The following is a 19,686-nucleotide window of genomic DNA, read 5'->3' on the forward strand; positions in this document are numbered from 1 at the left end:
AAAAAAGCGGCCAAAAAGGCCACCAAGAAAGCCGGCAAAAAGAAGAAGTAACGCCCGTCGTTGCATCTTGCTACCCCAAGCCGCCGGCTCTTCGGAGCCGGCGTTTTGTTTTTCTCAGAGGGAAAATCGCGGAGCGAGCCGCGCGCGAGACCCAGTCACTTGATCTGCTCGGGCCGGAATTTCCGCCAGTAGCGCGCGAGGCCGCCGACACTCATCGCCGCCGGGTCCGCCTGCTCGTAGGTATCGAGCATCTCGTCGCTCAAGCCCGCCATTTTCAATTCGGCGCGCACGCGCTGCTCGAACAGCGGCACGATTTTTTCCTCGGGCATGCCGATCTTCAGCTCCTCGGCGATCCACTCCGCCCAGTCGAGCAGACGCTCGACCAGCTCGTTGAGGCGCTTCGCCGGATCGTCGATCTCGCCGAAATGAGTGAAGAACACGCGCGCCGGCTGGAGCTTCATGATCCGCTGCAGCGAACCGAGCCACTGCTCGATGTTGATGTCGGGCGGCGGACACGGCGGCAGGCACGGCCCGCCGTCGATCACCACGCCCATCACGTCGCCGGAAAACAGCGTCCGCTCCCGCTCGAGCCACCACGCGTGGTGGTGTTGCGCGTGACCGGGCGTGTCGAGCGCGGTGAAAATCGTGCCGCCCGCCTCGACGGTCTCGTTGTCCTGCACGACGCGGAGCTTGTCCGCCCGCACCGGGCGCATGTCGCCCCAGAGATAGTTCATCTGGTCGCCGAAGATCTTCGTCGCACTCGCGAGCAGCTTCGCCGGATCGGCGAGGTGCGGCGCGCCCTTCGGGTGCACGCAGACCGTCGCGCCGTATTCCTCGGCCCACCGCCACGCCGCGCCCGCGTGGTCGAAATGGATGTGCGTCACGAACACATGCGTGACGTTCTCCGGTCGCAGACCCGCGTGCAGGAGGCCCGCGACGGTGTTGTTGAAGATCGACTCCGGCCCGCAGTCGACGAGCGCAAGCTTCTCGTCGCCCACGACACCGGTGCCAATGACCTTCGGCCGGCCGAGATGCAGGCCGTCGACGAAACGGATCGCGCTCACTTCACCGCCGCCCACACGCGCTGCACGTCGTCGTGATCCTCGAGTTCCTGGAGGAACTCGCCAACCTCGGCGCGCTGCGCGTCGTTCAACTCGGGAAACTGCTTCGCCACGTAGCCGATTTCCGCGGTGATGACGCTCCAGCCGTTGCTCTTCAGCCAGGTCGCGACAGTGTGCACCGCGGTGCGGTCGCACAGGAAACGCGCGCCGGAGGCGCCTTCGGGGATGTCGTCGTTCTCCGCATGCGTGAGCGGCGCGAAGTCGTTCGCGCCCGCCTCGATGCCGGCGGCCTCGAGATCGGCGCCCGCCGCGGCGGTGTGCGCCTCGACGATGCCGGTGTGGTCGAAGAGAAACTTGTTCGAGCCCGCCTGGCCGAGCACACCCTTCTTGAAGAGCACGCGGATTTCCGGCGCGGTGCGCTGGACGTTGTCGGTCATGCACTCGACGATCACCGGCACCTTGTGCGGGGCGTAGCCTTCAAAGGCGACATGGTCCAGGCTGGCCTTTTCGCCGCCCGTGCCGGCGCCCTTCGCGATGGCGCGCTCGATCACGTCGCGCGTCACGCTGGCCTTCTTGGCCTTTTCGACCGCGGCGAAGAGCCGGGCGTTGGCGGTGATGTCGCCGCCGCCGAGTTTCGCGGCGACCGTGATTTCCTTCACGAGTTTGCCGACGACCTGACCCTTCTTGAGGTTAACGATCGCGCGTTTCGCGTGCAGCCATTGACGTCCCATAAGGCGGACAAAGTAGGCGGTCCGCCGCGCCCGCCGCAAGTGCCGAAACCTCGGGAGTTGCGAACCAACGGCGGAAGTGCCTGTCTCCGGGCGTCCATGAAGATTCTGGCCTGGCTCCTCCTCGGTTTCGCCGCGCTCGCCGCGGGTTGTGCCTCGCTCACCACCGAGGGGCGCGTCGACCTCGGCAAGCGGCGCCACGTCTGGGTCGAGCAACGCCTCAACGACAACCTCGGGGTCGGTCGCAAGCTCGTGGGCGAACTCCAGGCGCTCGGCTACGACGCCGCCGTCGGCCCGCTCACGATGATGCCGGACAACACGGAGCTGATCGTGACCTACGACGCGCGCGAGGAATGGGATTTTCGCGCCTACCTCATCGAGCTCAACGTCGCCGTGCGCCCCGCCAAGGACTACAACGTCATCATGTCCACCGCGCGCTATTTTCACCCCGGCGTGACGAAGAAATCGCCGGACAAAATGATCCACGAGCTGATGACGAAACTCTTCCCGCGCTGCCACGCGAAGTGAGCGGCGCGGCACGCTGCGAGTGCGGCGATCGGTAGCCCGCGACCCCCGGGCGCGGGTTTGCCACCAACGCGCCATCCGCGCGCGGGATCACCCGAGCAGCACGTTCATGATGGCGTTGCCGATGCCGACCAGCGCGGAACCCGAAATCAGGCCGGCGCAGATCGATTCGTAGCCTTCGACCCATAAGTCGTGGCCCTTCGTGCCGGGTGTCGGATTCTGCCGGCCCTTCCACCAGAAGATCATCGCGCCGACCCACATCATGAAACACGACGCCGGTGGCAGCACCACGCCGAGACCGACCGACACCGCAGAGATGGGGAAGCGGCCCTTGGTCTTGATGCGCAAAATCTCGAACGTCGCCGCCGCCACCGCCGCGACGATCATCGAGATGATCGCGGACGTCGGCAGGCTGTGCACGCCTTTGGCGATGATGTCGGCGACGCCCTTCCATTGCATCGCGGCGGGCATGGGAAACTGCTCCGAGATGATCGTCGTCGTCGAGCGCACGCCTTCCTTGTTCGCCGGCGCGAAGAGCAGGAAGAACAGCGGCGTCACCGCGAGCGCGCCGGAGAAGATGCCGATCATGTGACCGATCGCCTGCTGCCGCGGCTTCGCGCCGAGCATGTAGCCGGGCTTGATGTCCGAGAGCAGGCTCGCGGCGTTGGAGGAAATCTCCGCCGTCATGCCGGCGGGCAGAATGTTGCTCGCGGGATTCGAGCGGTCGATCGCGCCCATCGTGAACTGCGTGATCTTCGCCAGCGAACCGGTCGGCATCCACGACGTGAGCGCCATGGAGTTGGTGCAGATGACCGCGAGCACGACGATCAGCGGCAGCGAGAGGAACGACAACAGCCACGGCACGCCGAAGAACGCATGGTTCACCCACGCTCCGAGCACGCCGAGGATCGGCACGCCGACAAATGACAGCCACAACGGCAGCTCGATGTCGCGCAACACGTCCTTCTCGGGTGCAGCGCCCGCCACCGGCGCGGCCTTCTTGCGGAAAATCGTCGCGAACGCGCGCGTGAACAGCTCCGGCTTGCCGAAGAGGCCGACCAACGCGCCGACGACCATCATCACCACGCCCCACCACAGCGCCCACTGGTTCACGATCTCGCCGCGCGAGATGTTCACCAGCGCACCGCTCGGCGCCACGTAGCTCTTGATCTCGCCGCGCTGGATCATGATCGGCGCCAACACCGCGTAGTTCAGGACCGCCCCGAGCACGCAGCTCGTGGCCACGCGGATGCCCATGAGGCCGCCGACGCCGAGCATCGCCGCGTCGAGCGTGAGCCGCAGGCCCAGCTGGCGTATGTCGGTGCCGAGGATCTTCGGGATCCACCAAGAATACTTCGCCGCCGCGCCGTAATAGTAGACGTCGACGGTTTCCTGGAAATTCCACGGCTCCTTCAGGCCCGCCCACTGGTGCATGCGCAGCACCGTGAATTGCAGAAAGCGCATCCAACCATCGCTGATGATGAATTGCCAGAGACCCGTCACGAGCGTCGTCACCGCGAGCAGTTTCGCCTTAAAAAGTCCCGCCGCCTCCTGCCCGGTGTAGAGCGCATCGAGCACGACGCCGGCCGCGCGACCCTCGGGAAACGGCAGCTGGTCCTCGTTCACGAAGCGCCGCTTCATCGGGAACGCCACCAGCACGCCGAGCGTGGCCACGACCGCCATCCACACGATCATCTGCCACCATTCGAGAATGTGGCCCGTGATCACCATGTAGGCCGCGAGGCTCGTGGTCAGCGGCGTCACCATGTAACCCGCCGCCGAAGCGATCGATTGCGTGGCGTTGTTTTCCAGAATGGTGAAATCCTGCGCGATGCCCGCCTTCGCCATCATCCGGAACATGGCGAACGCCACGATCACGGAGGTGAGGTTGACGCCGATCGAGATGCCGGTCTTCGCCGCGATGTAGAGCGCCGTCGCCGCCAGCACGAAGCCGATCGCGAAACCTGTCAGCCCCGAGCGCAGCGTCAGCTGCGGCATCTCGCCGCGATAGACATTCTCGAACCACCACCGGTCTTTTTGCGCGCGGGTCCACGTCCGCGTCTGCTCATCCGTCAATTGCTGGAGGGCCATAGAGAGGTAACGCGCGGAACCCTGCACAGCCCCACGGCGATGGCGAGAGCGCAGTTGCCGAGCACCCTGCACTGACCAGCAACACTCGCCCACCGCACGCTTCCATTCGCTCCGCACGCTTCCTCCCATCTCAACGCCCGCTCTGTCGCCTGCTTGCGCTCCCGGACTATTTTGCGTAATACGCAAAATATGGAAACACTGCCTTCCGCCCGTCTCAACCGGACGCTCGCCCTCGCCTCGCTACTGGAAATCCCTGCCACGGCACTGGCGCGTGAACTCCGACGGCGCCTAAAACCGGCGCCCCAACCGCGCGGCGCCACGCTGCGTCCCGGAGGCGAAACTCCGCTCTGGCTCGCGCTGGTCGACGCGGCCCGCCCGTATCTGCGTCAACGCGGCGCCAAGTCCCGCCTCGCCCGCGTCCTCGGTCTCGATCCATCTCGCATCCATGAATTTTTCGAGGCCCGCAGCGCCATGCCTGATGCGGAGCGGACGATCTTCCTCCTCCTGTGGCTGGAACAACAACAACGCCTCGGTCGTGAGAAAGGCCAGTAACCCTCTTCCGGCAATTTTGCGTAATACGCAAAATTTCCGTGCGGAACCGGCCAGCGGACTTGACCGTTGGCGGGACACGTTGCGGCGCTTCGCGTGCCCGAGCGTCGCGCCATTCCGCGCTTCGCTGCTGACATAACGCTGTCGCACGGCTGCGCTACGCTCGCACCGATGAAAAACCGCTGCCCCTGGGCTGAAGCTGAAGTCCATCACCACTACCACGACACCGAGTGGGGCGTGCCCTCGCACGACGACCGCCACCTCTTCGAAATGCTCATCCTCGAAGGCGCGCAGGCCGGCCTGAGCTGGACCACGATTCTCCAGAAGCGCGAAAACTACCGCCGCGCGTTCGCCGGCTTCGACCCGGAGAAGGTCGTTCGCTTCGACGCGAAGAAACAGGCCGCGCTCCTCGCCGACCCCGGCATCGTCCGCAACCGCCTCAAAGTCGCGTCCGCCGTGCTCAACGCCCGCGCCTTCCTCACCGTGCAGGAGGAATTCGGCACCTTCGACCGCTACATCTGGACCTTCGTCGGCGGCGCACCGCTCCAGCCAAAACTGAAAACCCGCGACAAAATTCCGGCCACCACACCCGTCTCCGACGCGATGAGCCGCGACCTGCTGAAGCGCGGCTTCAAGTTCGTCGGCTCGACCATCTGCTACGCCTTCATGCAGGCCACGGGCATGACCAACGACCACCTCGTCACCTGCCCGTGTCACCGCGACTGCGCGCGGCTGGCCTGATCACGGACGACCCACGCCGCCGCGGAAACGCTCCACGAGCAGCATCACGCCCGCGATCAACGCGAGCGCGCCGAGGATCCACACCGGCAAACCGAGCCCGAGCAGGGCGTTGATGCCGAAGACGAGGAGAAACAGCGCGACAAAAAGATGGGCCATGGCGGTAGAGGAGGTTGGCCGCAGCTTACCTCGCCACGTCGCGCTCGTCTCGCGAAGCAAACCCGGCCGCGCGCTACGGGGAAATGCCGGAGGACGTCTCATGAGGTGGGCGCCGCTGTCCCCAGCGGCGACAAGCGCCGGGAACATCACGCCACCTCCGCGGCGGGCCCAGCGGTCCCGCCCTACCTCACGCAATCACGCTTCCTCGGGGCGCGCGCCAGCGCGCTGGCCCACCTCCCTTGGCATGATCTCGCCTGGGTTCGCCCGATCTACGCTGCCACTCACCGCGTCAACCGGTAGATCAGCACCGCGGTCCGCTTCACCATCTCCGGCATGTTGGCGAGGTCCATGTATTCGCCCGGCGCGTGCGCGCCGCGACCGCTCGCACCCATGCCGTCGAGCGTCGGCAACGGTGGCGACACGAACGACGCATCACCCGCACCGCGCGACTTCGGATCGTAGGCCTTGACCTCGCCATAACCGAGATCGCGACTCACCGCATCGAGCTGCCGCAGGAGCGCCTGGTTCTCCGCCGTCGCCTCCATCGCCGGGTAACTGTCGCCGAGAAACCGCAACTCCGCCGACGTGCGCGGCAGGTGCTTCGCGACGATCGCCTGCATTTTCGCCTGCGCCTCCTCCTTCTGCGCGCGACTCATGAACCGCAGATCGCCGTTCACCAGCGCGCGCTGCGCGATGATGTTGCCCTTGCCCGTCGCCTGGCCGCCGGTCCGCTCGAGCGCGACGTCCGTGCCGCCGACGACCAGCGCCGGGTTGCAGGTGATGCCGTCCATCTTCCGCAACTCCGTGTGAAACTCGGCCAGGATGCGCGCCATCTCGAACACCGCGCCGCTGCCCACGTGGTCGGCGAAAATCCCCGACGAGTGTCCCGTCGCGCCCTGCACCTCGAGTTCCCAGCTGACGATGCCGCGGCGCGCGATCGTCGCCGTGTGGCCGATGGCGCCCTCGAACGCCAGCGCGACGTCGCTGCGCTTGGCCGCTTCCCACAGATCTTTGCGGCTGAGCACGAGCGGCTGGCCGGGCGCTTCCTCGTCGCCGGTCATCACCACGATGAGCTGCGTGTCATCGAGCGCGCCGGCGGCGTGCAGCGCCTTCAACGCGTAAATCATCACGAGATCGCCGCCCTTGATGTCGCTCGCGCCGGCGCCGTAAGTCTTGTCGCCTTCGAGGCGAAACGTGCCGCCCGGCAACACGCTGTCGAGGTGGCCGATCAGCAGCACGCGCTTGCCCCGGCCGCCCTTGCGCTCGGCCACGAGATGGCCCGCGCGTTTCGTTTCCGCCGGCAGCGGCACGAACCGCGCGTCAAAGCCGAGTTCGCGCAGCTGCGCGCCGAAGAAATCGCTCATCGCGCGCACGCCGACGAAGTTCTCCGTCGCACTGTCGATCTTCACGGCGGCTTCGAGGTCGCGCACGAAATTCTCCCGCTGTCCGTCGATGAAGGCGGCGATCTTCGCCTCCTCCGGCGAAAGCTCCGCTCGCAACACGAGCGGCGAAACCAGCGACACGACAACGGCCAGCGACAGACGGAAGCGCGAGGACATGCCGCGTTGCTACACATTCCGCCGCGCGGGTCCAGTCGCGGCGCGTGCAGCATTCGTCGCAGCGCGGTTGCGGCGGTGCGCTGCGGGAGACTATCTCGCGGCATGGCGTTCACCTTCCCGAGCATTTTCGACTTCGGTCTCGAACCGGCGGCGCAAGTCCTCGCGCGCGGCTTTTCCGACTATTTTGTCTCGATCCCCGCCACGCCCGCCATGCTGCTCGCCATGGTGCGCGGCGACAGCGTCGATCTCACCGCGAGCCGCGTCGCCGTGCGCGACGGGCAACCGGTGGGCGCGGCACTGATCGCCCGACGCGGCTGGACATCGCGGCTGGCCGGCATGGCCATCGTGCCCGAGGCGCGGCGCACCGGCGTCGGCCGCGCCCTCATGGACCAACTCCTCACCGAAGCCCGCGCCCGCAGCGAACGCGCGATGGTGCTGGAGGTCATCGAGCAAAACGCGCCCGCCGTGCAGCTCTACGAAGTCTGCGGCTTCCAGAAAATCCGCCGCCTCACCGGCCACGCGGGCCGACCGGCTGCATCGGCGGAAGCCGGTGATTCCGCGCTCGAGGAAATCGATCCGCGCACGCTCGCCGCGCTCGTCGCGGAGCACGGCCTGCCCGATCTTCCGTGGCAAATTTCCGCCGAAACCATCGCACAAGCCACGCCGCCCGCGCTCGCGTTTCGCCTCGGGCCGTCGGCGCTGCTCATCTCGTCGCCCGCCGCCGACACGATCGGCATCCGCGCGATCGTCACGGAGCGCACTCATCGCGGCCGCGGCCATTCGCTCGCGTTGCTGCGGGCGGTAATCGCGGAATTTCCCGGCAAGGAGTGGCGCGCATCCGCTATCTTCCCCGAAGAAATGGGCGAGACATTCACCGCGGCCGGCCTCGCGCGCACGCCGCTCTCGCAGTGGCAGATGAGCCGCGCGCTCTGACCGCCGCTCCCGCCCGCCGCCGCCCCTCGTCCGCCGCAAACCACGAATGTTCGTAATACGAACATTCCTCCACCTGAGCGGCGTCACCTACGGGGGAAGCAAGCGAACAAATGTTCGTATTACGAACATTGGCGGGACGCGCCGCGTCGTGCGGGGACGAGGCATGGCCGCGAGGATCGGGGCAAAGGCGCGGCGCGCCACCTTCGCGGTTGCAATCCGGGCGCGCTGAGTAGCTTGGTGCCGCATGCTGACCGGCCTCACGCAATGGCTCGCCCGCCGTCCCGCCACAAGCGGCGCGTATGCGGATGCGTTCGTGCGCGGCGTCGCTGTCGAGGAGCCGCGCACGCCGCGCGATCCGCGACTCATGCGTTTCATCCTGATCTGCTGGCTGCTGATCGCCGTGAAGCACGTCGCCGTGATCTGGGCCGTGCATCACTACCACATGCCGTTTCACCAGCTCATCGTGAATTTTCCCACTTGGTTGATCGGCACCGTGGCGACGACGCTCTACCTGCAGCGCACGCGTTGAGCGCGCACCGCAGGCGCGCAGCCGGTCAAACGCCGGGCTGGCAGAGGCAGGAGGATTTCAGCTCGAGATCGGCACGGGTTCACGCGGCCTTGAACTGCTTTTCCACCGCAGCCGCCCCGTCGTCGCGGTGCTGGAGCTTCAACGCACGCGCACTTCCAGCGGCATCGCGTAATAGAAATCGACCACCGGCACCCACTCGGCACGGAAATCCTCCGGCCATTCGGCCACCATGTCGTCGATGTGCCGAAGCGCGAGCGCGCTGCGACCGCTCATCATCGCCGCAAAAGCCAGCATGTGCCGGTTGTGCGCGTTTTAGAGCCAGATGAAACCCTTCACCACGCCGCCTTGCGCGCGGTAGGCGATGTCGGCCGCGATGGCTTTTTCGTTGGCCACGACCGCGTCGTCCCAGCGGCCAAGCAGCACGTCGATGTGCGAGGGCATGTGCACCATGTGGCCGACGCCGGGCATGAGCTCCCGCAGGCGGTCGGAGGCGGCGCGGGCTCGGGCCGGCTCAAGCGAGGCCTCCATCGTGTGAATGTAGAGGTGCAACGCCTGCGGATGCGTGGGAGCGAGCGCGAGAACACGTTCCAGCGTGGCGATGATTTCCGGCGTGCCGGGCTGTGGCGTGGCGCCGTCGGCCGACCACAGGTCCCACGGGCGAAGGTCCATCATCGCCTCGGCAAAGAGTGCGCCCACGTCGGCATCCTCCGGAAATTTGCCCCAGACCTCCCGCATCGCCGCCGCGTAAGCTTGATAGAGCGGCGCGCGGTCCGCCACGGGTGGCGCGGCGTAGCGGCGGGCGGCAGCGGCGATCAGCGCCTGCTCCACGGGCGAAGCGCCCGCGGCGTGTTGCTGCGCCTGTTGCAGCGCCTGCCAAGCGAGCTGCGCGCGCGGCTCGGGCACGAAGGGGAAATTGATGCGCGGGCCCGCCGCCGTAGCGATGCCCCACCACGCCATCGCGCAGGCGGGATCGATTTGCGTGGCGGCCTCGAACGAGCGGATCGCCTCGTCGAGGTTGAACGCGTAGAGAAACGCGAGGCCCTGGTCGAAGTAGCGCTGCGCTTCCGGCGAGCGCGTCGTAATCGCGCGGCGACAATCGCCCGCGCCGCGAAAGAGCGGCACCGCAGGTGCGGCGGCGAAAGCGGACGCGGCGAACAGACAGCAGAGAACAACGATTCGATTCATGGCGCGGAGGAGACGGCGAGGTTAACGGCGGGAATTGCGCGCTACAACGGGCCATACGACTCGCACGAGTCGTCGGACGCCTGAGTTTCCGGCTGGCGTCGCCGTGTGGGCTGAGAAATCCTCCCGCCGCTCAACGGCCATGACCTCTCCCCTCGTCAAGCGGCTCCAAATTCTCCTGTCAGTGCTCAGCGTGCTGGTCGTCCTCGCCCTCGCTGCCGCCGGCTGGGTTTACTACCAACTGCACGGCAGCCTGCCTCAACTCGACGGCTCGCAACACCTCGCCGGCCTCTCGGCGCCAGTGAAGATCGAGCGCGACGCGCAAGGCGTGCCACGCCTCACCGGCGCCACGCGCGCCGACGTCGCGCGCGCCCTCGGCTTCGTGCACGCGCAGGATCGATTCTTCCAAATGGACCTGTTGCGCCGCCGCGCGGCCGGTGAGCTCGCCGAACTGTTCGGCAAGGCCGCTCTCCCGGTCGACCGCCGCTCGCGCCTGCACGGCTTCCGCGCTACGTCGGCCAAGATAGTCGCCGCGCTGTCGCCGGAAGACCGCGCGATGCTCGACGCCTACGTCGCCGGCGCCAACGCCGGCCTCGCCGCGCTCGGCAAGACCCCGTGGGAATACCAGGTGCTCCGCGTGACGCCGCGCGCGTGGACCGCCGAGGATTCCATCCTCGCCGTCTACGCGATGTGGTTCGACCTGCAGGACAGCACCGGCAACGAAGACCTGGCCCGCCGCGCGCTGCAGACCGCCTACGGCGCGAGCGGGCTCGCGTTCTTCGATCCACGCGGCAGCTCGAGCGACGCCGCGCTCGACGGGACGACGTTCCCCGCGCCCGATTTGCCCGCCCTGCGTCTCAAGGCGCCGGAGGAAAAACCCACCGCGGCGCTCGCGCCGGATTTCTACGAACCCGCGCTGCTGCCCGGCAGCAACAGCTTCGCCGTCGACGGCGCGCACACCACCACGGGCGCCGCGCTGCTCGCGAACGACATGCACCTCGGCCTCAGCGTCCCGCACGTCTGGTATCGCGCCGAGATGAACTGGACCGATGCTGCCGGCACCGCCCGCCGCGTGGTCGGCGTGACGTTCCCCGGCACGCCCACGATGGCCGCCGGCAGCAACGGCTCCATCGCGTGGGGCTTCACCAACTCTTACATCGACACCACCGACGTCGTCGTGGTCGATCCTTACGCTGACCTCCAATATCGCGCACCCGGCGGCTGGAAGGACATCGAGGAGCGCACCGAGACCATCAAGGTCAAGGGCGAGCCCGACGTGTCGCTCACCGTGCGCTGGACTGAGTGGGGGCCGATCATCGGGCCCGCCGACGAAGGCCGCTACTACGTCGTCCGCTGGACCGCCCATTCGCCCGAGGCGATGAACCTCAACCTCACGCGCCTCGAGACCGCCGCCACCGTCGAGGAAGGCATCGCCCTCGCCCATCGCGTCGGCATGCCGAATCAAAACATCCTCCTCGCCGACCGCGCCGGCCGTATCGCTTGGACGCTCACCGGCAAAATTCCGAAGCGCGCCGGCTTCGACGGCCGCGTGCCCGTGAACTGGGGTTACGGCGACCGCCGCTGGGACGGCTGGCTCCCGGAAAACGAAGTCCCCGTCGTCTCCACCGCCCCGCTCGGCCTGCCCGGCGAGATCGTCGTCAAGGAAGGCGCGCTCTGGACCGCGAACAACCGCATCGTCGGCGGCGCGGCCCTCGCGAAGATCGGCGACGGCGGCTACGACAACGGCCACCGCGCCGCCGCCATCCGCGACGACTTGCGCGAACTCGTGGCGAAGAAGAAAGCCGAACCGACCGACCTGCTCGCCATCCAACTCGACGACCGCGGCCGCTACCTCGAGCGCTGGCAGAAACTCTTCCTCGAGGTCGTCACCGACGAAGCCGTCGCGCAGAAAAAAGCCCGCGGCGAAATGCGCGACCTCGTGCGCGCCTGGAACGGCCGCGCCTCCACCGACTCCGCCGCCTACCGCATCCTGCGCACCTTCCGCGCCAAGGTCAGCGAGCGCACGCTCGCCCCGTTCCTCGACAAGCCGCAGCGCAGCTACGAGGCGTTTCGCTGGGGCACCATGACCGAGGACGCCGTGTGGCGCCTCGTCAGCGAGAAGCCCGCGCGCCTCCTCAACCCCGAGCACCGCTCGTGGGAGTCGCTGCTCCTCGCGGCCGCAGACGACGTCCTCGCCGATGCCGACCAGTCCGGCACCACGCTCGCGAAATACACCTGGGGCGCCCGCAACACGCTCAAGATGCAGCATCCGCTCGCCCGCGTGATGCCCGCGTGGCTCGCGCGTTTCGTGAGCATGCCCGCCGAGCAACTACCCGGCGACAGCAACCTGCCGCGCGTGCAGGGCATCAGCTTCGGCGCCTCCGAGCGGCTCGTCGTCTCGCCCGGCCACGAGGACGAGGCGATCTTCGAAATGCCCGGCGGTCAGAGCGGCCACCCGCTCTCGCCCTTCTTCCGCGCCGGCCACGACGACTGGGCGCAAGGCCGCCCCACGCCGCTCTTGCCCGGCAAAGCCGTGCACACCCTCACGCTCTCGCCGTAATCTGTCCTCAGTTCTCAGTCTTCCGTTATCCGTCTTCCGTCTCACCATGCCGCTCCACGTCCTCGCCCATCCGCTCGCGCTGCACGTCCTCACGCATCTGCGCGACAAGACCACCAAGCCCGTGCTCTTCCGCACGCTGAGCTACCAGATTTCGCTGCTCCTCGCTCTCGAAGCCACGCGCGACCTCGCCACCGTGGAAAAGGAAATCGAGACGCCGCTCGAGACGATGAAAAGCAAGGTGCTCGCGAAGCCGCTGGTCATCGTGCCGATCCTGCGCGCCGGCCTCGGCATGCTGCAGCCGTTCCACGATATTTTTCCCGACGTCTCCGTCGGCTACGTCGGCCTCGAGCGCGACCATGAGACGGCGATCGCGCGCAGCTATTATTGCAAACTCCCGCCGCTCGCCGGCGCGCGCGTCCTCGTGGTCGATCCGATGCTCGCCACCGGCGGCAGCGCCGCGCAGGCGCTCTCGCTCGTGAAGGCGCAGGGTGCGACCGACATCGGCTTCGTCTGCATCGTCGCCGCGCCCGAGGGCGTGGAAACCGTGCAGAAGGCGCACCCGGAAATCCCCATTCACGCCGGTGCGCTCGATCGTCAGCTCAACTCCCGCAAATACATCCTGCCCGGCCTCGGCGACTTCGGCGACCGGCTCTACGGCACGTGAGCCCATCCGCTGAGCCGCCGGAAATCCCTCCGCCGCTGCCAGCAACGCAGTCGCGATTTCCGTGGCTCGCGATGCCCCTCGGGGTCGCGATCGGTGCCGTCGGCTGGGAAATCGCGTGTCGCCTCAGCGGTCAGCGCGAAGCGTGGGACTCGTCGAGCTACTGGGCCGTCGCCTATCCCGGCTTCGGCCTTGCGGTGCTGGTGCTCGCATTCATTTGGCCGCGCTCGGGTTGGTTCACCTGGATCGCGATCGCCGTCGGGCAGGCGGTCGCAATGTTCGCGAAAAATCCCGGTGGCACGCTGCTGCCGCTCGGCGTGATGGTGATGCTCGTGATGTCCGCCCCGCTGCTCATCGCCGGCCGCCTCGGCGCGCGGCTGCGCTCGTGGCGGCGCGGAACTTGATCCGCCGTCCGCTGCCTGCGGGATTGCCCCGCGCGCGTCGCCCGCGTGGAGTTCGCACATGGAATTTTCCCAGCTCTCCGACCGCGCGATGCAGATCCGCGAGTGTTTCGCCCGCTACGAACAGCGCCGCGTCGGCCGCACGTGGTCGCGCGAGGAGATCGCGCAGGGGTTCGTCGTCGATGTCGGCGACCTGATGAAACTCGTCATGGCCAAGGCCGGCGCGCGCCGCGTCGAGGGCGACGTCGACGCAAAACTCGCGCACGAACTGAGCGACTGCCTCTGGAGCGTGCTCGTGCTGGCCAAGCTCTACGGCTTCGATCTGGAGCAGGAGTTCGTGAAAACGATGGACGAGCTCGAGCGCGGCACGGCGGCGAAGACCGAGCAGGATTACTGAGCCGCGACCGCGCGCGGGGCGCACGCCGCGTTCCAGCGTCTCCTTTGGCCACGGATTTCACGGATTGAAACGGATCACGCGGCGGGAGCGCAGCATGCATCCGTTCTATCCGTCTCGATCCGAGTAATCCGTGGTCAATAGAACTCGCGTCCGCAGCATGGCTCCGGCTCGCCGGCGCGCGCCTACCTGTCATTTTTTCATGTTCTTCCGCGCGTTTCGCCGCCAATTCTCCCGCATCGCATGCAAATCGACCGCCCGGGCCTCATCGTCGCCGACCAGTGGAAGGACTACCAGCTCCTCGACTGCGGCGACGGCATGAAGCAGGAGCGCTGGGGCGCTTACACGCTCGTCCGCCCCGACCCGCAGATCATCTGGCCCAAGACCGGCGACCGCACCTGGAAGGGCTGGGACGGTTTCTACCACCGCAGCGAGAGCGGTGGCGGCAAGTGGGAGTTCCGCACCAAGCTGCCCGACCAGTGGACGATCAGCTACGGCAAGCTCACGTTCCGCATCCATCCCACGAGCTTCAAGCACACCGGCCTGTTCCCCGAGCAGGCGGTGAACTGGGATTGGTTTTTCCAGAAAATCCGCGACGCTCGCGCCACCGGCCGCGAAGTGAGCGTGCTGAATCTCTTCGGCTACACCGGCGCCGCCTCCGTCGCGGCGGCCGCGGCGGGCGCGAGCGTCTGCCACGTCGACGCCGCTGAAGGCATGGTGAAATGGTGCCGCGAAAACGCCGCGCTGTCCGGCCTCGCCGACGCGCCCGTGCGCTACATCGTCGACGACTGCCTGAAATTCGTCCGCCGCGAGATCAAGCGCGGCCGCAAATACGACGCCATCATCATGGACCCGCCGACCTACGGCCGCGGGAGCACCGGCGAGATGTGGCGGCTGGAAGATCACCTCTGGGAATTGCTCAGCGAGTGCAAACAGGTGCTGAGCGACCGCCCCGTGTTTTTTCTCATCAACGCTTACACGGCGCGCCTCTCGCCCTCGGTCGTCATCAACCTCCTCGACGGCCTGCTGCGCGACGCCGGCGGCCGCATCCACGGCGGCGAAGTCGGCCTGCCGATCCAGCGTGACGGCAAAATCCTCCCGTGCGGCATCTACGGCCGTTGGGAGTGCGCGTGAGCGGCGACGCAGTGTGAGGAAAAAACTGACCGCCGCGTGCGGTAGGGCGGGACCGCTGGGCCCGCCGAGAACGTGATGCCGACCGCGCGGCGGGCCCGGCGGTCCCGCCCACCGTCGCGGCGTCGAACTGGGATTTCGTTTCAGCACCGAGGCGCGTTCCACGAGGTGGTCGCCGCTGTCCCAGCGGCGACAGGCGTCGGTGGGGACACCGACGCCCACCTAGGCATGAACCTCACCGCGGCGGAAGCCCGCGATGCGGCGCGCAACTCGCGTGCCGCACGCTCACGGCGCCTTCAGGTGCTGCGCGAGGAAACGCTCGATGGCTTGGTAGAACTTCACGCCCTTTTCGTGGCTGGGAATCCAGTGGCCCACTTCGTTCAGATAGAGCGTCTGCGGCGGGCGACCGGCCTTCGTCAACGCCGCGGCCATCGCCTCCGAATGCTCGAACGGCACGGTGTTGTCGGCCTTGCCGTGGATGAGCAGGAGCGGGGCCGTCATCTGGCCGGCCATGTGCACGGGTGAGACGGCGGCGAGTCGCTGTTGCACGGCGGGGTCCTCCATGTCGCCGATGCGCTTGCTCCAGTAATAGTAAGATTCCTTGGCCGCATCGTCAGCGCGGCTCTTCCACAAGAGCGGCCAGTCCGCGACTCCGGCGAAGGAGATGCCGCAGCGATACATCGCGGGCGTTTGGGCGAGCGCGAAGAGCGTGCTGTAGCCGCCGTAGCTCGCGCCCATGATCGCGAGGCGGCGCGGGTCGGCGATGCCCTGCTTCACTACCCATCCGGTCATGTCGGTGATGTCGTCCTGGATTTTGCCGCCGATCTCCTTGGCACCTTGATCGAGGAACTCCGCGCCGTAACCGGAAGAACCGCGGTAGTTCACCTGCAACACCGCGTAGCCGCGGTTGGCGAGGAACTGCACGATCGGATCGTAGCCCCAGACGTCGCGCACCCAAGGGCCGCCATGCACGAGCGTCACCATCGGCAGGTCGCGCTGCGGCCGGCCGGTGGGCAAGGTGAGGTAGCCGTGCAACGCCAGTCCGTCGCGCGCGGTGCACGCGACCGGGTAAGTGTCGGCCATGTGCTCGGGCTTGATCCACGGGCAGCGGCGCGCGAGCACGCGGACTTTGCCGGTCTCGAGATCGACGAGCGTGTAGAGGCCGGGTTCGCGGGCGGAGTAGGACAACACCAGCAGGCGCTTCACCGCATCGTCCATGCTGACGATCAGGTTCACGTGGTCCGGGTGCATCTGCTGGATCTGCTTCTGGATGTTTTCCAGGTCGGGATTGAACCAGTATTCGTGCGGCCCATCGGTCACGTAGCGCACACCGAGGAGACGCTGGTAACCTTCCGAAAAAATCGGCTTGGCCAGCGTCTCGCCCGCGAACACCGGCATCCACTCCGGCGGCGTGAGGTCGTAGTCGCCCGCGCGGAACAACGGAGCCTCGGCCACCGCGCCCGTCTTCAAGTCGAGTTCAGCCAGCTCCCAGCGCCGCGTCGGGCCTTCGCGCGAGACGTAGAGCGTGCCACCGTCGGCGCTGATGCCGGAAATCCAGAAATGCCGCGCACGTTCCCCCAGCTCGCGCTTGCGCCACGGTTGGCCGGGGCCGTCGCGCTGGATCAGTTGGTAGGGGTCTTCGACTTTCTCGCCCTTCACGACGCCGAACCGCACCTCGCCGTCCCACCCTTGCAGCCACTGCGCGACGCGGCCGGGATTCAGGATGTAGGTGCGGAACATCGCGCTCGACGCGTCCATCTCCAGCACGTTCGGGAACCACTCGGCTTTCTTGCCCCAGCCCTTGTGGTCGAAATCGTTGATCAGAATGCGCTGCTTGTCGGGGCCGCGATGCCCGAGCACCTCGTCGGTCCACAGGTAATTGGCGTCGCCGCGCTGCGTCTCGTGGCGAATCCAGCCGGTCAGCCCGGTCATCATGCTGAAGTTGCGATTGATCGCCGCCAGACCGCCTTCCCAGATCAACAGGCGCTCGGAGCTCAGCCAATCGAAGCCGACCACGGGCCAGTAGCCGTAGCTGAACGAGCGCGCGCGCTCCGTCTCCAGCGGCATGATGCCCAGTTCGAGCCGCTTCTCGCGCGCGAAGAGGTAGCCGAGGTGTTTGCCATCGGGCGAGAGCTTGGCGGCTGTGATGTCGGGCGGCCGGGCGAAATCCTCGACGGGCAGGAGCGGCGGTGGCACCGCCGCCGCACCGGTTGATTTCTCCGCGTCCGCCCGCGCTTCCGCGCAAGCCAGCAGCGCGAGCCCCGCCAGCCCGCACAGGGTGGCCCTCCCGAAGTGCCGATTCATGTCGGATGTTTTGCCGCCGCGCCGCCGCCCTCGCAAACGAAAAGCCGCGGCGCGCCACGCGACGCCTCGTGCGCTGCGCCGCGCTCGCGCCTCACGGCGTGAGGTTCTTCGCGAGGAAGGCTTCGAGCTTCGTCAGGAATTCGACGCCGTCTTTGTCGGCCGGCCAATTGTGGCCTTGGTTCTCGAAGAACTGCGTTTCCGGCGGGTGGCCGACTTTCTTCAGCGCCGCGACCATGGCGCGCGCCTGCCGGATTGGCACGCGCCCGTCTTCCTCACCGTGCATGATGAAGAGCGGAGCGGTGATCTTCGCGGCCAGGTTCACCGGCGACACGTCGGCGAGCCGGCGCTTCTCCTCGGGTTTGTCGATGTCGCCGACCTGCGTGCGCCACCAGTTGATGGCCTCGATCATGTGCTCCTCAATCAAGTCGTCGGAGAGGCTGACCCAATTCGTCACCGCCATGCAGGCGACGCCGCATCGGAACAAGTCCGGCGTGCGCGCGAGCGCCATCAGCGTGCTGTAGCCGCCGTAGCTCGCGCCCATGATGGCGACGCGGCGCGGATCGGCGAAGCCCTGTTTCACGGCCCACCGCGTCATGTCCTCGATGTCGTCCTCGATCTTGGCGCCCACTTCGTGGCGTCCCTTGAGGTAGAATTCATCGCCGTAGCCGCCCGAGCCGCGGTAGTTCACCTGCAGCACGGCGTAGCCGCGATTGGCGAGGAACTGCACGAGCGGATCGAAACCCCATTCGTCGCGCACGCCGTAGGGACCGCCGTGCACGAACACGACCATGGGGTGGTTCTTTTGGCCGCGTCCGACGGGGATCGTGAGGTAGCCATTGATTTCCAGTCCATCGCGCGCCTTGCAGGCGACGGGGAACATGTCGGCCATTTCCGAGGCCTTGATCCAGGGGCGCACGGCGGCGAGCGGCTTGCTTTGACCGTTTTCGAGATCGAGGAGCGTGTAATACCCCGCCTCGCGCGCCGAACTCGAGTAGACGAGCATCCGGCGCAGGTCGCGATCCATGCTGACGATCAGGTTCACGAGCCCGGGATGCGCCGCGTCGATCTGCTTCTGCAACGTGGCGAGCGCGGGCTCGAACCAGAATTGGCGCGGGCCCTCCGTGATGTAGCGCACGCCGAGCAGGCGCTGGTGTTTTTGGGAAAATATCGCCGTGTCCACGTCGTATTTGTCGTGCTGGAAGAGCGGACCCGTGACTTCGCCGGTCGCGAGGTTGTGCGCGTAGAGCGCCTTGCGGCCTTTCGCGTTGGGTTTGAACACATACAACGTCTCGCCGTCGCCACCCACGCCCGCGAAGCCGTGACCGATCGTGTCCTGGCCGAACGGGATGGGCTGGCTCCACGCGTCGTCCGGCTTGCGGCGGAAGATCAGGCTCGCGTTCACGCCGTCGGTCGCGAGTCCGAAGCGCACCGCGCCATTCCAGTCCGCGAGCCACGCGGTGACGTTGCCCGGATTCTTCATCACGGAATTGAACGCGCCGTTCTCGGTGTTGAGCCGGAAAACATCGGGGTGCACGCGATCCGCGCCGACCTCGGTGGGCGCCACGCTCACCAGCAGCCGCTTGGTATCATACAATTTCTGGCGGATGATCGCGTTCGGCAGGAAAAGCTCCGGCGAGCCGAGCGAATACTGGCCCGGATGCTCATCGGCCCAGCGACCGAAGCCCGTCAAATAGCGCAGGTGCTCGCGATTCGCGTCCACGGCCACCCAGCCCATCGACGTCATCATCACGATGCGGCGATCGCCGACCCACTCGAAACCGTAGACGTCGTTCTTGAAGCGGAAAGCCTTGTCCCGCCTCGCCCAGAGGAACTCGGCTTTCCCCGTCGCGACGTCGAGGAAACCGACCCCCGAGTTCTCGTCCTTCTGCACGATGTAGCCGACATAGGCTCCGTCCGGCGAAAGCGCAGGGGCGAAGAATTGCGGCGCGCGCGCGAAATCCTCCACCGGTATGAGCCGCGGCACGCTGCCGCCAGCGGGCTTCTTCTCGTCGGCGCACGCGACCGTCGCGAGCGCTGCCAGCCCGCACAGGGTGGCCCTCCCGAAGTGCCGAATCATGCCGGGTTTTCTGACGGCGACCACGCCCCGCCGCAACCGGATTTGCGCGCCCGGGCGCCGCCGTCGCGGCCGTGGTTTGAAATCTTTCTCGTTCTCCTTCCCGT

At 67.0% G+C, this 19,686-nt stretch carries 19 protein-coding genes; 10 read left to right on the forward strand and 9 right to left on the reverse strand.

The features are described from left to right. Positions 1-155: 155 nt before the first annotated feature. Both HZA32_08760 and HZA32_08765 read right to left on the reverse strand, forming a co-directional pair. Entirely contained in the window at positions 156-1,055 is a 900-nt protein-coding gene (locus HZA32_08760) for an MBL fold metallo-hydrolase (GenBank protein ID MBI5424167.1), read from the reverse strand. 5 nt (positions 1,056-1,060) lie between these two features. Further along, a complete protein-coding gene (locus HZA32_08765; GenBank protein ID MBI5424168.1) occupies positions 1,061-1,792 on the reverse strand; it encodes a YebC/PmpR family DNA-binding transcriptional regulator in 732 nt (243 codons plus the stop codon). 96 nt (positions 1,793-1,888) lie between these two features. Between HZA32_08765 and HZA32_08770 the strand changes: the two genes are divergently transcribed. Further along, positions 1,889-2,317 carry a hypothetical protein gene (locus HZA32_08770; GenBank protein ID MBI5424169.1) on the forward strand — a complete coding sequence of 143 codons (429 nt, stop codon included), beginning with the start codon at positions 1,889-1,891 and terminating at the stop codon, positions 2,315-2,317. 87 nt (positions 2,318-2,404) lie between these two features. On the opposite strand, the gene HZA32_08775 is transcribed toward HZA32_08770, so the two are convergent. Further along, positions 2,405-4,405 (reverse strand): OPT/YSL family transporter, encoded by a 2,001-nt coding sequence (locus tag HZA32_08775; protein ID MBI5424170.1) that lies wholly within the window; start codon positions 4,403-4,405, stop codon positions 2,405-2,407. A gap of 189 nt (positions 4,406-4,594) precedes the next feature. Here HZA32_08775 and HZA32_08780 point away from each other — a divergent pair, with 189 nt between their 5' ends. Continuing rightward, complete coding sequence (locus HZA32_08780; protein MBI5424171.1) at positions 4,595-4,957, forward strand: hypothetical protein; 363 nt, start codon at positions 4,595-4,597, stop codon at positions 4,955-4,957. A 168-nt stretch (positions 4,958-5,125) separates the two neighbouring features. Further along, complete coding sequence (locus HZA32_08785) at positions 5,126-5,695, forward strand: DNA-3-methyladenine glycosylase I (GenBank protein MBI5424172.1); 570 nt, start codon at positions 5,126-5,128, stop codon at positions 5,693-5,695. On the opposite strand, the gene HZA32_08790 is transcribed toward HZA32_08785, so the two are convergent. Further along, positions 5,696-5,851, reverse strand: coding sequence for a hypothetical protein (locus HZA32_08790; GenBank protein ID MBI5424173.1), 156 nt, complete (start codon positions 5,849-5,851; stop codon positions 5,696-5,698). It lies immediately after the preceding gene. Between the two features lie 281 nt (positions 5,852-6,132). After that, a complete protein-coding gene (locus HZA32_08795) occupies positions 6,133-7,410 on the reverse strand; it encodes a M20/M25/M40 family metallo-hydrolase (GenBank protein ID MBI5424174.1) in 1,278 nt (425 codons plus the stop codon). A 102-nt stretch (positions 7,411-7,512) separates the two neighbouring features. On the opposite strand from HZA32_08795, the gene HZA32_08800 reads away from it, so the two are divergent. Beyond that, positions 7,513-8,343 (forward strand): GNAT family N-acetyltransferase, encoded by an 831-nt coding sequence (locus HZA32_08800; GenBank protein MBI5424175.1) that lies wholly within the window; start codon positions 7,513-7,515, stop codon positions 8,341-8,343. Between the two features lie 244 nt (positions 8,344-8,587). Beyond that, positions 8,588-8,872 carry a hypothetical protein gene (locus HZA32_08805; protein MBI5424176.1) on the forward strand — a complete coding sequence of 95 codons (285 nt, stop codon included), beginning with the start codon at positions 8,588-8,590 and terminating at the stop codon, positions 8,870-8,872. A gap of 138 nt (positions 8,873-9,010) precedes the next feature. On the opposite strand, the gene HZA32_08810 is transcribed toward HZA32_08805, so the two are convergent. Continuing rightward, a complete protein-coding gene (locus HZA32_08810; protein MBI5424177.1) occupies positions 9,011-9,166 on the reverse strand; it encodes a hypothetical protein in 156 nt (51 codons plus the stop codon). Positions 9,167-9,184: 18 nt separating this feature from the next. After that, positions 9,185-10,057 (reverse strand): hypothetical protein, encoded by an 873-nt coding sequence (locus HZA32_08815; GenBank protein MBI5424178.1) that lies wholly within the window; start codon positions 10,055-10,057, stop codon positions 9,185-9,187. A 139-nt stretch (positions 10,058-10,196) separates the two neighbouring features. Between HZA32_08815 and HZA32_08820 the strand changes: the two genes are divergently transcribed. The 5 genes from HZA32_08820 (at position 10,197) to HZA32_08840 (ending at position 15,204) form a co-directional block, all read left to right on the forward strand. After that, positions 10,197-12,614: a penicillin acylase family protein gene (locus HZA32_08820; protein MBI5424179.1), complete on the forward strand. Its 2,418-nt coding sequence runs from the start codon at positions 10,197-10,199 to the stop codon at positions 12,612-12,614. Positions 12,615-12,660: 46 nt separating this feature from the next. Next, positions 12,661-13,278: a uracil phosphoribosyltransferase gene (gene upp, locus HZA32_08825; GenBank protein ID MBI5424180.1), complete on the forward strand. Its 618-nt coding sequence runs from the start codon at positions 12,661-12,663 to the stop codon at positions 13,276-13,278. A gap of 71 nt (positions 13,279-13,349) precedes the next feature. Continuing rightward, positions 13,350-13,679, forward strand: a complete 330-nt coding sequence (locus tag HZA32_08830; protein ID MBI5424181.1) for a hypothetical protein — start codon at positions 13,350-13,352, stop codon at positions 13,677-13,679. A gap of 58 nt (positions 13,680-13,737) precedes the next feature. Then, positions 13,738-14,073, forward strand: a complete 336-nt coding sequence (locus tag HZA32_08835; protein MBI5424182.1) for a nucleotide pyrophosphohydrolase — start codon at positions 13,738-13,740, stop codon at positions 14,071-14,073. Positions 14,074-14,313: 240 nt separating this feature from the next. Further along, positions 14,314-15,204 (forward strand): class I SAM-dependent methyltransferase, encoded by an 891-nt coding sequence (locus HZA32_08840; protein MBI5424183.1) that lies wholly within the window; start codon positions 14,314-14,316, stop codon positions 15,202-15,204. A gap of 282 nt (positions 15,205-15,486) precedes the next feature. Here the strand turns inward: HZA32_08840 and HZA32_08845 are convergent, their stop codons facing one another. After that, positions 15,487-17,505 carry a S9 family peptidase gene (locus tag HZA32_08845; GenBank protein MBI5424184.1) on the reverse strand — a complete coding sequence of 673 codons (2,019 nt, stop codon included), beginning with the start codon at positions 17,503-17,505 and terminating at the stop codon, positions 15,487-15,489. 91 nt (positions 17,506-17,596) lie between these two features. Further along, the gene (locus HZA32_08850) at positions 17,597-19,606 is read right to left on the reverse strand and encodes a S9 family peptidase (protein MBI5424185.1); all 2,010 of its coding nucleotides are present in this window, start codon (positions 19,604-19,606) and stop codon (positions 17,597-17,599) included. Positions 19,607-19,686: the final 80 nt, after the last annotated feature.

The organism is Opitutia bacterium, assembly GCA_016217545.1.
Taxonomy (GTDB): Bacteria; Verrucomicrobiota; Verrucomicrobiia; order Opitutales; family Opitutaceae; genus Didemnitutus.